At 73.5% G+C, this 14591-nt stretch carries 12 protein-coding genes; 4 read left to right on the top strand and 8 right to left on the bottom strand.

The genetic code is table 11. The features are described 5' to 3' along the window. Window positions 1–40 precede the first annotated feature (40 nt). From AC29IT_RS04535 to AC29IT_RS04525, 3 genes are all read left to right on the top strand, one after another. A complete protein-coding gene (locus AC29IT_RS04535; RefSeq protein WP_224956624.1) occupies window positions 41–1123 on the top strand; it encodes a DNA-directed RNA polymerase subunit alpha in 1083 nt (360 codons plus the stop codon). Window positions 1124–1173: 50 nt separating this feature from the next. Then, window positions 1174–1719: a 50S ribosomal protein L17 gene (rplQ, locus tag AC29IT_RS04530; RefSeq protein ID WP_358432625.1), complete on the top strand. Its 546-nt coding sequence runs from the start codon at window positions 1174–1176 to the stop codon at window positions 1717–1719. A 68-nt stretch (window positions 1720–1787) separates the two neighbouring features. After that, window positions 1788–2618 carry a tRNA pseudouridine synthase A gene (locus AC29IT_RS04525; protein ID WP_488218243.1) on the top strand — a complete coding sequence of 277 codons (831 nt, stop codon included), beginning with the start codon at window positions 1788–1790 and terminating at the stop codon, window positions 2616–2618. A gap of 67 nt (window positions 2619–2685) precedes the next feature. Here the strand turns inward: AC29IT_RS04525 and AC29IT_RS04520 are convergent, their stop codons facing one another. From AC29IT_RS04520 to AC29IT_RS04505, 4 genes are all read right to left on the bottom strand, one after another. Further along, on the bottom strand, window positions 2686–3873 hold the full coding sequence (locus AC29IT_RS04520) for an ABC transporter permease (RefSeq protein ID WP_488217967.1): 1188 nt from the start codon (window positions 3871–3873) through the stop codon (window positions 2686–2688). After that, window positions 3870–4781 (bottom strand): ABC transporter ATP-binding protein, encoded by a 912-nt coding sequence (locus AC29IT_RS04515; protein ID WP_488217966.1) that lies wholly within the window; start codon window positions 4779–4781, stop codon window positions 3870–3872. Before AC29IT_RS04515 ends, AC29IT_RS04520 begins: the two co-directional genes overlap by 4 nt. Before the next feature lie 93 nt (window positions 4782–4874). Then, window positions 4875–6443, bottom strand: a complete 1569-nt coding sequence (locus AC29IT_RS04510) for a glycerol-3-phosphate dehydrogenase/oxidase (RefSeq protein WP_488217965.1) — start codon at window positions 6441–6443, stop codon at window positions 4875–4877. Then, window positions 6440–7096 carry a TetR/AcrR family transcriptional regulator gene (locus AC29IT_RS04505; protein WP_488217964.1) on the bottom strand — a complete coding sequence of 219 codons (657 nt, stop codon included), beginning with the start codon at window positions 7094–7096 and terminating at the stop codon, window positions 6440–6442. The genes AC29IT_RS04510 and AC29IT_RS04505 overlap by 4 nt, the downstream gene beginning before the upstream one ends. A gap of 16 nt (window positions 7097–7112) precedes the next feature. Here AC29IT_RS04505 and AC29IT_RS04500 point away from each other — a divergent pair, with 16 nt between their 5' ends. After that, on the top strand, window positions 7113–8771 hold the full coding sequence (locus tag AC29IT_RS04500) for an FAD-binding oxidoreductase (protein ID WP_488217963.1): 1659 nt from the start codon (window positions 7113–7115) through the stop codon (window positions 8769–8771). Window positions 8772–8786: 15 nt separating this feature from the next. On the opposite strand, the gene AC29IT_RS04495 is transcribed toward AC29IT_RS04500, so the two are convergent. The 4 genes from AC29IT_RS04495 to AC29IT_RS04480 all read right to left on the bottom strand — a co-directional run bounded on the left by AC29IT_RS04495 (window position 8787) and on the right by AC29IT_RS04480 (window position 14481). After that, a complete protein-coding gene (locus AC29IT_RS04495) occupies window positions 8787–9734 on the bottom strand; it encodes a quinone oxidoreductase family protein (protein ID WP_488217962.1) in 948 nt (315 codons plus the stop codon). Window positions 9735–10080: 346 nt separating this feature from the next. After that, entirely contained in the window at window positions 10081–11112 is a 1032-nt protein-coding gene (locus tag AC29IT_RS04490; protein WP_488217961.1) for an NADP-dependent oxidoreductase, read from the bottom strand. Between the two features lie 187 nt (window positions 11113–11299). Then, window positions 11300–11686 carry a hypothetical protein gene (locus AC29IT_RS04485; protein WP_358432641.1) on the bottom strand — a complete coding sequence of 129 codons (387 nt, stop codon included), beginning with the start codon at window positions 11684–11686 and terminating at the stop codon, window positions 11300–11302. Further along, the gene (locus AC29IT_RS04480; RefSeq protein WP_488217960.1) at window positions 11683–14481 is read right to left on the bottom strand and encodes an FtsK/SpoIIIE domain-containing protein; all 2799 of its coding nucleotides are present in this window, start codon (window positions 14479–14481) and stop codon (window positions 11683–11685) included. Before AC29IT_RS04480 ends, AC29IT_RS04485 begins: the two co-directional genes overlap by 4 nt. Window positions 14482–14591: the final 110 nt, after the last annotated feature.

The following is a 14591-nucleotide window of genomic DNA, read 5'->3' as shown; positions in this document are numbered from 1 at the left end:
CGACGTCAAATAGCGGGCGTCGTAGGCAAAGGAAACTCACATGCTCATCTCCCAGCGACCCTCACTGGCCGAAGAGGCCGTGACCGAGACCCGCTCCCGGTTCGTCATCGAGCCGCTGGAGCCCGGTTTCGGCTACACCCTCGGCAACTCGCTGCGCCGCACCCTGCTGTCCTCGATTCCCGGTGCGGCCGTCACCAGCCTGCGGATCGACGGTGTGCTGCACGAGTTCACCACCATCCCGGGCGTGAAGGAGGACGTCACCGACGTCATCCTGAACCTCAAGGAGCTCGTCACGAGCTCCGAGGAGGACGAGCCGGTCACGATGTACCTGCGCAAGCAGGGCCCCGGTGAGGTCACCGCGGCCGACATCGTGCCGCCGGCCGGGGTCACCGTGCACAACCCGGATCTGCACATCGCCACGCTCAACGGCAAGGGCAAGCTGGAGATCGAGCTCGTCGTCGAGCGCGGTCGCGGCTACGTCCCGGCGGTGCAGAACAAGCAGACCGGCGCCGAGATCGGCCGCATCCCGGTCGACTCGATCTACTCGCCGGTGCTGAAGGTGACGTACAAGGTCGAGGCGACCCGCGTCGAGCAGCGCACCGACTTCGACAAGCTGATCCTGGACGTCGAGACCAAGCCGTCGATCACGCCGCGCGATGCGGTCGCGTCGGCCGGTCGGACCCTGGTCGAGCTGTTCGGGTTGGCGCGCGAGCTCAACGTGGACGCCGAGGGCATCGAGATCGGGCCGTCGCCCGCGGAGGCCGACACCATCGCGGCCTACGCGATGCCGATCGAGGACCTGGACCTGACGGTGCGTTCCTACAACTGCCTCAAGCGGGAAGGGATTCACACCGTCGGTGAGCTGGTGTCGCGCAGCGAGGCCGACCTGCTGGACATTCGCAACTTCGGTGCGAAGTCCATCGACGAGGTCAAGCTGAAGCTGGTGGGCCTGGGCCTGTCCCTCAAGGACAGCCCGCCCGGGTTCGACCCGTCGGCCGCTGCCGCCGAGTACGCCTCGGAGGGCTGGTCGGCGGACGACGACACCCCGCTGGGCTCCTTGTCGGTGGCCGAGGACAACGGCTACGACGACGGTCAGGACTACGCGGAGACAGAGCAGCTGTAGCTGTGTTGCGCGGGAGGGCCACCCGATCCGCGCCTTGAGAGGAGCAAGCGATGCCCACCCCCACCAAGGGAGCGCGTCTCGGCGGGTCGCCGGCGCACGAGCGGCTGATGCTGGCCAACCTGGCCACGTCGCTGTTCGAGCACGGCAAGATCACGACTACCGAGGCGAAGGCGAAGCGGCTGCGTCCGCTCGCCGAGCGCCTGATCACCAAAGCCAAGAAGGGCGACCTGCACAACCGTCGCGAGGTCATGAAGACCATCCGCGACAAGGACGTCGTGCACAAGCTCTTCGCCGAGATCGGTCCGCACTTCGCGGAGCGTCCGGGCGGCTACACCCGGATCATCAAGGCGATGCCGCGCCGCGGTGACAGCGCCAAGATGGCCGTGATCGCCCTGGTGACGGAGAAGACCGTCACCTCCGAGGCGGAAGCCGCTCGCGGCACCAAGTTCGCCAAGGACGCCGAGGCCACTCCGGCTGCGGAGGAGACTCCCGCGGTCGAGGCCGAGGAGACCAAGGCCGACGACGCCGTCGAGGCCAAGGCCGACGACGCCGCAGAGGCAGGGGCCGAGGAGACCGCGAAGAAGGACGAGTCCTGATTCGGGTCGACGACGCCGCGAACGAGCCCGCCGCTCCCCACGGGGACGGCGGGCTCGTTCGTCTCCGCCTGGACGTGTCCTACGAGGGCACCGACTTCTCCGGCTGGGCCAAGCAACCCGGCAGGCGCACCGTGCAGGGCCTGCTGGAGGATGCGCTGGCCAAGCAGCCGCCGGGCCGCGAGGTACCGCGCTCGGTGGTGGTGGCCGGGCGCACCGACGCCGGGGTGCACGCCACCGGCCAGGTGGTGCACGTGGACGTGGTGCCGTTCGAGAGCGGCGCGAACGTGCGGATCCCGTTGGACGACGCGGGGATCCCGGACCTGGAGCGGATGCGGCACCGGTGGAACCGGATCCTGCCGGGCGACGTGCGGGTGCTGGACGCGCAGGTGGCGCCCGCCGGTTTCGACGCCCGGTTCTCGGCGTTGCGGCGGCACTACCGCTACCAGGTCTCGGACGCGTCGTGGGGCGTGGACCCGCTGCGGCGGCGGGACACCCTGGCCTGGAACCGCCCGGTGGACGTGGCGGCGCTGAACGCGGCCTCGCTGGACCTGCTGGGGCTGCGGGACTTCGCGGCGTTCTGCAAGCCGCGGGAGGGCGCGACGACGGTGCGGGAGCTGCAGCGCTTCGAGTGGGAGCGGGTCGCCGAGCACCTGATCGTGGCGCGGGTGAGCGCGGACGCGTTCTGCCACTCGATGGTGCGCAGCCTGGTGGGGGCGTTGCTGCTCGTCGGGGACGGGCGGCGCGGCGGCGGCTGGCCCGCGGAGCTCGCCGGAGCCGGGGAGCGCACCAGCGCGGTGGCGCCCGCGCACGGGCTCACCCTGCTCGGCGTGGACTACCCGGAGGCGGCGGAACTGGCGGTGCGGGCCGAGCGGACGCGCGGGCTGCGCTCGCTCGGCTGAGGGGAGAACCGCAGCGCAGCAGGGCTGTTGCGCGGCCCATCGGGGTTCCGTGCGGGCCGTTCCCGCGTCAGGTGCGGCGCAGCGCGTCGGTGAGCTTCACCCGGGCCCCGGTGCGCAGCACCGCGTTCGCGTAGATCCGCCCGCCGAGCCGCAGCAGCACGAGCAGCGCGGCGACGCCCAGCACCACCGACACCACGCACTCCCACGGTTCGGCGACGCCCAGCGCGGTCCGCATCGGCATCAGCACCGGCGAGAACCCGGGCACCAGGGACAGCACCGCGCCCAGTCCGCTGTTCGGATCGTCCGGCAGCACGGTGACGCCGACCAGGAACGGCACCACCAGCACCATGATCACCGGGCTGACGACGCTCTGCAGGTCCTCCTGCCGCGAGACCAGCGAGGCGGCGGCCGCGAGGACCGTGGCGTACAGGAAGAAGCCGAGCAGGAACCACACCAGCGTCCACAGCAACGTCCCGAGCAGCGCCGCGGACGGCAGCGCGAGCACCCCGGACCCGATGGCGGCGGCCAGCCCGATCCCGCCGATCAGCACGAACTGCGCCAGCCCGGCGAGGCCGATGCCCAGCACCTTCCCGGCGAGCAGCTGGGTGGGGCGGATGGTGGACAGCAGGATCTCCACGACCCGGCTGGTCTTCTCCTCCACGACGCCTTGCGCCACGGCCTGCCCGAACATGATCAGGAAGAAGTACAGCAGCATCCCGGCGCCGACGGCCACGCCGAGCCGCTGGCCGCGCTGCGGATCGGCCGGTTCCAGGCTCCGCACGTCCACGTGCGCGCCGGCCAGCACCTCGTGCACCTCGGCGGGTTCCAGCCCGGCCATCGCGAGCTGGGCGTCGAGGGCCTGCTGGCGCACCACCTCGTCGAGCGCGGTGCGCACCGCCGCGTCCGGCTCGGTGCGGACCACCAGGTTCAACGCGTCCGGAGCACCGGTGACCAGGCCGTCCAGCTCGCCGTCGGCGACGAGCCGTTCCCCGGTGGCCTGGTCGGGGATGCGGGTGGTGTCCACGGTGGTGCCGAGCCGGGCCGCGGTGCTCCGCAGCGGGGCGGCGACGGCGGTGGCCTGCCCGGTGAACCCGATCTTCGCGTTGCCGCTCTGCTGCCCGATGAAGAACATCAGGCCCGCGTAGCCGACCAGGATCACCAGGATCGCGACCGTGCTGAGCAGGAACGACCTGGTGCGGATGCGCGTGTTGACCTCGCGGCGGGCGACGGTCCACACGGTGCGGGCGGGGCTCACGCGGCACCTTCCTCGGTGACGACGGCGCGGAACAGGTCGGTGAGGTCGGGGCGGACCCGGTGGAACTCGTGCACCGGTCCGGTGGCGAGCGCGGCGCGCAGCACCACCTGGTCGTCGGTGCCGTCGGCGAGTTCGAGGGTGCTGCGGCCCTCCTGCTGCCGGAGGACGCGGACTCCGGGGAGACCGTCGGTCCAGCCGGGCGCGGCTCGCGGGGCGTGCACCACGAGGCGGGCGGGGCCCTGCTCGCGCAGCTCGTCCACCCCGCCGCAGGCGATCATGCTGCCGCCGCGGACGATGCCGACCCGGTCGCAGAGCCGTTGCACCAGGTCGAGCTGGTGGCTGGAGAACAGCACCGGCACGCCGCGGTCGCGGGTTTCGCGCAGCACTTCGCCCATCACCTCGACGGCGACGGGGTCGAGGCCGGAGAACGGTTCGTCGAGCACCAGCACCTCGGGGTCGTGCACCAGGGCCGCGGCCAGCTGCACGCGCTGCTGGTTGCCGAGGCTGAGCCGCTGCACCTGCTGGTCGCGGCGGTCCCGCAGGCCGAGCCGGTCGGTCCAGCGCTCGGCGGCGGCGCGGGCGCCGGGGCGGCTCATCCCGTGCAGTTCGCCGAGGTAGGCGAGCTGTTCGGCGACCTTCATCTTCGGGTAGAGCCCGCGTTCCTCCGGCATGTAGCCGAAGCGCCTGCGCACGTCGAGGTCGAGCGGTCGGCCGCGGAAGCGGACCTCACCGGAGTCGGCGGCGAGCACACCGAGCGCGATGCGCATGGTGGTCGTCTTGCCCGCGCCGTTGCTGCCGACGAAGCCGAACAGCTCGCCCGCTCCCACGGTGAACGCCATGTCGCGCAGGGCGGTGGTCTCGCCGTAGCGCTTGGAGATGCGGTCGATCTCCAGACCGCTGTCCGCCACGTGCAAACGCCTCCTCCGGTCGGGTGCCGACTCGGATCATCGTGCCTGATGGGGGTGGGGGAGCGGGCGGGCTGTGGGATTTTTCCGGCCGGATCAGCCGAGCAGCCCGTGCAGGGCCTTGTCGACCAGCGCGGTCACCGCGGGCGCGGCCCGAGCGCGCAGGGCGGGGTGCATGCCGAGGCGGCTGCGGCGGTCGAGCACGTCGTCGGCGTCGAGGGCGCCTTCGTGCCGCACCGCCCACAGCACTTCGGCGGCGGTGAGCTCGGTGCCGGATGCGACGGGGTCGGCGAGCTCGGGGTCGAGTTCGGCGAGCGCGGCGACCCGCGCGGCTTCGGTGCCGTGGCGCGCGACGAGCCGTTGCGGCCCGTCGATCTGGTTCAGCCGCGCCCGTTCGGCGGCGCCGACCAGCGGCACCGCGGCGGTGCGGGACGGGCCCGCGGGCAGTCCGGCGGCGCGGACGGCGGTGTCGACGGCTTCGGCGGCCTGCCGCCGGTAGCCGGTGGTGCGGCCGCCGACGACGGTGACGACGCCGTCCGGCGAGGTGCGGATGGCGTGCTTGCGGAACAGGTCGGCGGAGTCCTGGCGGTTGCCCGCCGAGTCGTCGTACCGCGGGCGCAGCGCGGCGAACGAACCGAGCACGTGCTCCCGGCGCAGCGGCACGTCCAGCGCGTCGCGGACCGCGTCCAGCAGTGCGTCCACATCGGACTCGGGAACCTCGGCGGCGACCGGCCCGGTGGCGGGTTCGGCGGCCAGCCCGAGCAGCGCGGTGCCGTCGGCCTGCGGCAGCAGCGCGGTGCAGCGTCCGGATTCGGTGGGCAGCACGAGCCCGGTGGCGGTGATCCCGGCGGCGTCGGCGTCCACCACCAGGTGCGCGGCGCGGACGGTGCGCAGCCGCACCTCCGGGTCGAGTTCCGCGGCGCGCGCCCCGGTCGCGTTCACCACGGCCCGCGCGGAGAGCCGCAGCCGCTGCCCGGTGCGCTCGTCGACGGCGTCCGCGCCGTGCCGGTCCAGCGCGGTGGCGCGCACCCGGGTGAGCACGCGGGCGCCGAATCCGGCGGCGGTGCGGGCGAGCGCGACGACGAGCCGCGCGTCGTCGAGGAGCTGCCCGTCGTAGCCCAGCAGCCCACCGCGGAGCCCGTCGCCGCGCAGTCCCGGCACCAGCGCACCCGCTTCGGCCGCGGGCACCCGGCGCGGTGGGGGCAGCAGCGCGGACGGGGTGCGGGCGGTGCGGCGCAGCGCGTCGGCCGCGTGCATCCCGGCGGTCAGCACGGCCTCGGCGCGGCGGGTGGTGCCGTCGTGCAGCGGGATGAGCTGCGGCAGGGTGCGCACCAGGTGCGGTGCCGTGCGCGTCATGAGCACGTCGCGCCCCACCGCGTTCTCCCGGGCCAGCGCCAGGTCGCCGGGGGCGAGGCCGCGCGGTCCGCCGTGCACGGCCTCGCCGCACCAGCGGGTGGCGCCGCGGCCGAGGTCGTCGGCTTCGACCAGGGCGACCCGCAACCCGCGGGAGGCCGCGTCCAGCGCGATGCCGCTGCCGGTGACGCCGCCGCCGACCACCAGCAGGTCCAGCACGTCCTCGGCGGCCGCGGTGAGCTCGGTGGCGCGCCGCGCCGCGTTCAGCGAGGTGGCGCGCAGCGAGCCCGCGGGCAGCGGCGTGGTGCTCATGGGGCCTCCGGTGCGGTCGGTCGGGGTGCGGGCCGCAGCGCCGCGTCGAGCAGTGCGCCCAGTTCGCGGTGCAGCGCGTCGGGGTCGGTGCCGGTGGTGCCCGGCCGGGCGGAGATCACGAAGGATTGCAGGAGCAGCAGCAGCGCCCTGGCCTGCACGGCGGGTTCGGCGCGGCGCACCGAACCGTCCGCGCGTCCTTCGTCGAGGTAGCCGAGCAGAAAGGCCTCCGCGGTGAGCTGGGTGCTGCCGAGCCGGTCCACGAGGTACGGCAGCAGCAGGTCGGGATCGGTGTCGAGGATGCGGCGCAGCAGCGCCGAGCCCTGCAGCCGCGCGACGACGTCGAGCACGACGGCGACGAGCCGCTCGCGGGCGTTCCCGCCGCCCTCCTGCGCCCGGGCGCAACGCAGCACGGCGGAGAACTCGCAGGCCACCAGGGCCCCGACCAGTGCGGAGGCGTCGGGGAACCGCCGGTACAACGTCATCCGGCTGATCCGGGCGCGGCGGGCGACGTCGGTGAGGGTGGTGCGCCGCACCCCGTGCGCGAGGACGCTGTCCCGCGCGGCGCGCAGGATCGCGGTGTCCTCGACCCGGTTCGCCGCGGTCCGGGTGGGAAGGCCCGGCCAGCCCGCGGCGCTGTGACGTTGCGACGCCATGTGTAACACTGTACTGGTGAGCGAGTTGATCGACCACACCCTGCGCGGTGGCTGGACGCCCTCCGGGGCCGGTGCCGCACCGCTGCCCACCCATGCGCTGCGCTGGCTGTCCGGGCGCCTCGGCCTCGACGGCGCCAGCACGCCCGCCGCGCCCCCTTCGCTTCTGGAGGTGCCGGACGGCGCGCTGCCCGCGGAGGCCCGGGCGGAGCTCGTGGAGCTGCTCGGCGAGCACCAGGTGCAGACCGGCGCGACCGCGCGGCTGGGACGAGCGGGCGGCCTGTCCTACAGCGATCTGCTGCGCCGCCGCGACGGTGTCGACCTGGCCGTGCCGGACGCGGTGCTGCTGCCCGCCGATCCGGAGCAGGTGCAGCGGGTGCTGGAGCTGTGCGTGCGCCACGACGTGGCGGTGGTGCCCTTCGGCGGCGGGACCTCGGTGGTCGGCGGGGTGACCGCGCTGCGCGGGGCGAAGCGGGCCGTGGTGGCGCTGGACCTGGCCCGGCTGGACCGGCTGGTGTCGGTCGACCCGGTGTCGCGGATCGCGGTGCTGCAGGCCGGGGTGCGGGCGCCGGAGGCGGAGTCGCTGCTGGCCGCGCACGGGTTCACCCTGGGCCACTTCCCGCAGTCCTTCGAGCGCGCCACGATCGGCGGGTTCGCGGCGACCCGCTCCGCCGGTCAGGCCTCCGCCGGGTACGGGCGGTTCGCGGACATGGTCGAGGGCGTGCGGGTGGCGACGCCGGTGGGGGAGTGGCGGCTCGGCGCCGCGCCCGCTTCGGCCGCGGGCCCGGATCTGCGCCAGCTCGCCATCGGCGGGGAGGGCGCGCTGGGCGTGATCACCGAGGTGGCGGTGCGGGTGCGTCCGAAGCCCACCGAGATGCGCTACGAGGCGCTGGTGCTGGACGGCTGGCAGGCGGCCGCGGACGCGGTGCGCTCGCTGGCGCAGCAGCGGGTCCTCGCCGACGTCACCCGGCTGTCCGATGTGGACGAGACGGCGGTGCAGCTGGAGCTCTCCGGCGGCGTGAAGTCCCGGGCGCTGCGCACCTTGTTGCTGGGCAGCCGGATCGACGAGCCTTGCCTGCTGGTGCTGGGCTGGGAGGCGGCGTCGGCGGCGGAGCTCAAGCAGCGCCGCGGGGCGACGCTGCGGGCGCTGCACGGGTTCCGCTCGCTGCGGCTGGGGCCGCGCGGCGGGGAAGCCTGGCACGCGGCCAGGTTCGCGGGCCCGCGGCAGCGGGACGCGCTGCTCGACGTGGGCGTGTGCGTGGAGACGCTGGAGACGGCGACCTGCTGGTCGAGGCTGAGCGAGCTGCGGTCCGCGGTGCGGGCGGCACTGGTGCGCGAGCTGGACCGGGACGGGCAGCCGCCGATCGTGATGTGCCACCTGTCGCACGCCTACGAGACGGGCGCCTCGCTGTACTTCACGGTGCTGGCGGCGCGCGGCGCGGACCCGATCGACCAGTGGCGGCGCGCGAAGGAGGCCGCCACCGGTGCCATCACCGAGCGGGTGCCGGGCCACGCGCTGGGGCGCGGCACGCTCACCCACCACCACGCGGTGGGCACCGATCACCTGCCGTGGCTGGAGGACGAGATCGGCGGCATCGGCACCTCGGTGCTCGCCGCGGTCAAGCAGGCCGTGGACCCCACCGGAATCCTGAACCCCGGCAAGCTCGTCGGCCGGTGACCGCCCGCCGCCGGGTCACGGGTGCAGGGTGAGCCTGCCGAAGACCGGGGTGGCTTCGAGGCGTTCGTGGGCGCGGTGGGCATCGGCGAGGGGGAACCGCTCGTCGACGATGCCGCGCAGCTCGCCGGTGGTGGCCGGTGCGAACAGCTCGGCCGCCGCGGCCGCCAGCTCCGCGGCGCCGAGCGAGTTGAGGCTGAGCGCGATCAGCGTCGGCGAGCGGTGGAACCCGGTCATGATCGCGTCGAAGGCGTCCGCCGACGGCGCGCCACCGGCGCCACCGCACAGCACGTACCGGCCGTTGGCCCGCAGCCTGCCGAGGTGGTGGCCGAGTTCGGGCCCGGCGACGGTGTCGACGACGACGTCGTAGGCGTCCGCCGACTCCCGAGCGGTGGCGCGGTCCTGGACGTGCGCGGCGCCGAGTTCGCGGAGCCGCGCGCCGCGTTCGGCGGAGGACGTGACGGCGGTGACCTCGGCGCCCGCGGCGGCGGCGAGCTGCACGGCGTGCACGCCGATACCGCCGCCCGCGCCCCGGACCAGCACCCGTTCCCCGGCCTGCACGCCCGCTCGCCGCAGCCCGGTGCGGGCGACGAGCGCGTTCACCCCGAGCGCGACGGCGGTCTCCGCGTCGACGCCCGTCGGCAGCGGGACCACACCGGCCAGGTCGGCGACGACCTGCTCGGCGTAGGCACCGCGCCAGGTGAGGGCGTAGACGCGCCGTCCGGTCCAGGCCGGGTCCACGTCGTCGCCGGTGGCGGTGACGGTGCCCGCGGCTTCGAGGCCGGGGACGAATCCGGGTTCGGCGAGCGGCGCGTAGTCGCCCGCGCGGGCCATCACGTCGACGTAGCCGACGCCGGCGGATTCGACCGCGATGAGCACCTGGCCCGGCCCTGGTGCGGGGACGGGGAGCTCCGCGGCCCGGAGCACGTCTGGTCCGCCGAACGTCGGCACGGTGATCGCGAGCATGACGCCTCCTGGTGTGCCACCGACTGATGTGCCACTGGGTGGCATCAGGCTATCAGTGGCAGAAGAGGTGTCCGTCCCGACGGCTAGCGGCGCACCGCCTGCTCCTGTCCTGGACGTGCACGGCGGGCGGGTCGTTCTTCCCGTCGGCGGCGAAGCCGCTGCGCGGCGGCGATGCTGCGCGGCGGCGATGCGTGCGGCGGGAGCGCCGGCGGGAGCACCGGCGGGTTCTCGGCGGTCCCCTCGCGAGGGCGGCGACGTCTCCGGCGGCGGGCCGCCGGTGGCATCGATCCCGCGGCGAGGGGGCCGCCGAGGTCCCGCGGCACGACCCGTCCGCGGGCGGAGCCGATCAGATCGTCACGAGCATCTTCCCGGTGTTCTCGCCGCGCAGCTGGCCGATGAGCGCGTCCGGCGCGTTGCGCAGGCCCTCCAGCACCGTCTCGGTGTAGTGGATCTTCCCGTCGCGGACCAGCGGCGCCACGTCGGCCTGGAACTTCTCCCGCAGGTCCTCGTGGTCGATCACGATGAACCCGCGGATGCTCAGCCGCTTCTTCACGATCTTGAACAGGTTCCGCGGACCCGGCGCGGGCTCGGTGTCGTTGTAGACCGAGATGGCGCCGCAGGCGGCGACCCGGCCGAAGTCGTTGAGCTGGTCGATCGCCGCTTCCAGGTGATCGCCGCCGACGTTGTCGAAGTACACGTCGATGCCGTCCGGCGCGGCCTGCGCGAGCTGCTCGCGGATCGACCCGTCCTTGTAGTTGAACGCCGCGTCGAAGCCGAGGTCCTCGGTGATGTGCCGGACCTTCTCCGCGGAACCGGCGCTGCCGATCACCTTCGCCGCGCCGTTGAGCTTCGCCAGCTGACCGGCCAGCGAGCCGACCGCGCCCGCCGCGCCGGAGACGAACACGGTGTCGCCCGCCTTGAACTTCGCGATCTCGAACAGGCCCACGTAGGCGGTCCAGCCCGGCATGCCCAGCACGCCGAGGTAGGCGTTCAGCGGCGCGGCGTCGGGGTCGACCGGGACGGCGCGCTCGGCCTTCACCGACGCGTACTCGCGCCAGCCGCCGTAGTGCAGCACGTGCTGGCCGACCTGGAACAGCGGCGATGCGGAGGCGATGACCTCGCCGACCGCGCCGCCTTCCAGGGCCTTGCCGAGCTGGAACGGAGGCACGTACGACTTGGTGTCGTTCATCCGGCCGCGCATCGAGGGGTCGACGCTCATCACGACGTTGCGGACCAGGATCCGGCCTTCTTCGGGCGCGGCGACCGGGGCTTCGACGGTCTCGAAGTTCTCGTGGGTGGGGAAGCCCTGCGGGCGGCTCGCGAGCCGGATCTCGACGCCGGTGTCCGGAAGTCCCTGGTTCGTCACGCTGGCCTCCATATATACGAAACTGGTTCGTGTCGGAAATAGTGCGCACTGAGGGTGCACTCATGGTGGGACGGCGGTGCCGCGCGTGCGCGCCGACGACGCCCCGCTGGGAGGAACCCCGCTCCGAGGTGGACCTATTCCTGCCGCGGCAGTGGTATCGCTAACGAAATCGAACCAGGTTCGAAGAATCTTGGCAACATCATTCCGGCGGCGTCCCGCGGCGCCGCGACGGCGACCAGCGGGACTTCTCCAACGAGCGCCGGAGCACCAGGTACGCCGACTGCACCGAGGCGATCAAGTCCGCCGCGCGGCCCGGCGCCACCCGGTGGTCCGGGTGCGGCATCGGCGTCACCCGCATCCAGCGCTCGTCCCACAGCGCCTCCATCGCGTGCTTCCAGCGCAGCTCCACGCCCGCCACGACCTCCTCGCGGGCCTCCTCCGCCGCCGCGATCCGCTGCCCGGCGACCGCCACCTCCTGCGCCAGCCGGGCCGACTTCTCCCGCTCGTGCTCGCGCATCCGCTCCGCCGCGCCGGTCGCCGTCGCGATGATCTCCTTGTAGCGGGCCGAAGCCGGGACCTCGCTCATTCCGCGTCCTCCTCCGGGGCATCCGCGGCCAGCGCGCCCGCCAGGTCGAACGGCAGCACCACCTCAGGCTGGGAGTGCACCGAGCGGTCGAAGAACAGGCCGCGCCGCGCCCGCGGCGACCAGTGCACCAGCTGCCCGGCGGCGAAGCTCGACAACTCCTGGCCGTGCACGTCGAACGCCACCCAGGCGCCGATCTCGTCCACCGGACCCATCAGCGTCGTCTTCACCCGCTGCGCGCTGCGCCACCAGCCCAGCACGTGCACCCGCTGCTCCGGACCCTGCTTGAGCAGCTTGCGCAGGTGGTCGAGGCCGCTGGTGAAGTCGGTGTTCTTCTTCTCCATCGCGGAGTGCGCGGCGTCGACGCCGAAGAAGAGGACGTACTCCGGAATCGAGTCGCTGTCCGCGGCCTCGGCCGCGCGGGCCTCCACTTTCGCCGCGAGATCGGGCACGACGTTCTTCGACGCCTGTTCCACCCGGTATTCGATCTCGACGTGGTGGTTCTGCTGCTTCAACGCCTCGGCCAACTCCGCGACGTCGGGAGCGACCTCCTCGACCAACCCCAGCAGGGTGAACCGGACCTTGCCGGGCTCGTGCTGCCGCGCCAGCGACAACGCCGCCGCCCCCAGCACGCTCACCGCGTCCACCCGCACCGATCCGATCACCGCCAGGTTCCGGCCCGGCGAGCGTTCCATCCGCATCGCCGCCGCCGTGCCGTTCACGTCGATGACCTGCCCGAGCAGCGCGACCGGCGACTCCTCGACCGTCGTCAGCCCGGTGAAGTCCGGCAGCTCGGACAGCGCGGGCAGCAGCGACCCGTCGAACAACCGCGGCGGCGCCGCACCTTCCTGCCGCCGCTCCCACAACCGGCGCTGCAGCTCGTCGAAGGTGCCCTTCGCGGTGGCGTCCGGGATGCGCGCGACCTCGTTGCCGTGCTTGACGCCCGACTCGTGGTTGATCACCGCGTGCCAGCGGGGCAGCGCGAGCGCCGCCTCGTTCTGGTCCGCCAGCACCCGGCGCGCCTTCGGCAGCGCGATCCGCAGGATGAACTGCTCGAAGATCGCCGGCTTGCCCCAGAACGCCTCGATGCCCGACACGTCCTGGCTGGCCAGCACCAGGTGGATGCCCTGCGAGCGGCCGCGCCGCGCCACGTCCTCCAGCAGCGAGGTGGCCTGCGCGGACACCGTGTCCCGCTCGGCGAACAGGTACTGGAACTCGTCGATCACCGCCACGATCCGCGGCCAGCGCCCGGACGGGTTCTCCGCCCGCAGCTCCTCCAGCTTGGTGACCTCGTGCTGCTTCGCCGCGTCCGCGCGGCGGCGCATCTCGGTCGCCAGGAACCGCAGCAGCGCCAAGCCGAACTCGCGGTCCTCGTTCACGTTCACGCCGACCAGCTGCGCGTGCGGCAGCCAGGTCGGGTCGCGGCGGCCCGGGGTGAACTGCGCGAACGACACGCCCTCCTTGAAGTCCAGGAGGTACAGCTCCAGCTCGTCCGGCGAGTACCGGGCCACCATGCCGCCGAGCATCGAGTACAGGAAGTTCGTCTTGCCGGACCCGCTCGGGCCGCCGATCAGCGTGTGCGGGCTCGCGTCACCGAGCGTCACCTTCACCGGCTCGCCCTCGTGGAACCCCGCCGGGGCCTGCAACCCGGATGCGGAGCGCTGCACCCACAGCGTCTCCGGCACCAGGTCCGCGAAGGTGCGCACCCGCGAGCGGCGCGTCACGAACTCGGTGGCGATCGCCGAGCAGGCCTTCGTCACCAGCTCCCGCGACGGCGGGGCGTCCAGCCGCACCACCGCTTCCGGGCCGGTCATGCTGGTGCGCGCGTCCTCGGCGTGCAGCGTCACCGACTCGACGGAGCTGTTCACCGTCATCGGCAGGTCCGCCACGATCAGCTGGATGCCGCAGGCCAGGCCGTTGCGCGCGACCCGCTGCAACTGCTGCTGCTGTTCCTCGCGCAGCGGTTCGCCGTCGCCGAACAGCACCGCGATCCGCCACGGCTCGTCCCGCTGCCCGGTGTCCTCGGCCAGCGCGCGCAGCGAGATGTGCCCGCCGTTGAGCGCGCTGGTGTGGATCCGGCGGATGTGGTCGGACAGCTCCTCCAGCATCTCGCCGAGCCGCGTCGGATCGTGCGCGGTGAGCAGCCCCGCGTTCGTCAGCGGGTACAGGCCCGGCAGCGTCCCGGTCAGCTGCGCCACGTCCCACACGTGCACCCGGACCAGGCCGGGCTTGTAGTGGCTGAGCATCCGCAGCACCAGGTTCTGCACCAGCGCTTCGCGGGCTTCCAGGCTCTGCCGGTTCGAGGTGATCCGCAGGTGCGCCTCGTCGATCATCGGCACCGCCACCGGGAACGGGCGCGGATCGGGGGAGCCGGGCACGTGGCCGGAGCCGATGTGCCACAGCTGCGGCGGCAGCGAGCTCGCCTCGGCGGTGCCCGGCTCGCCGAGCCAGTCCTGCCAGGGGCGTCCGGCGGTGCCCGGGGCGGCCTCGGCGACCAGCGCCGCCAGCCGGTCCGGGCCGTACCCGCTCCACTCGGTGAAGATCTGCTCGCGCTCGGAGCGGGCCTCCTGCATCGCGCCGTCGAACGCGAGGTCGCGGGCCTCGCAGACCAAGGACGGCTCGCGCTCCACCCGGGACAGGCCGACCGCGGCGATGCGCTGGGCGAACTCCCGCTGGGCGTAGGAGGCCCGGACCCGTTCGAGTTCGTTCTCGGCGGCGCCGAGAGCGGTCGCGACGGTACTGCGCAGGTGCCCGAAAGCCGTCTCGATGCTGCTACGCCGCTCGTTGCGTTTGCGCACACCCCACCTCGGCACCTGGTGTTACAGACCGTGAGGAAACTACCACTCGGAATGTGTGGTCAACGGCGCGCGGTGGCGCGGGACACCGCATCCCGCCCCCGCGGCGACCG

It is taken from the genome of Saccharopolyspora sp. MMCC62, assembly GCF_057736575.1.
This window is presented reverse-complemented; position numbering and strand designations above follow the sequence as displayed.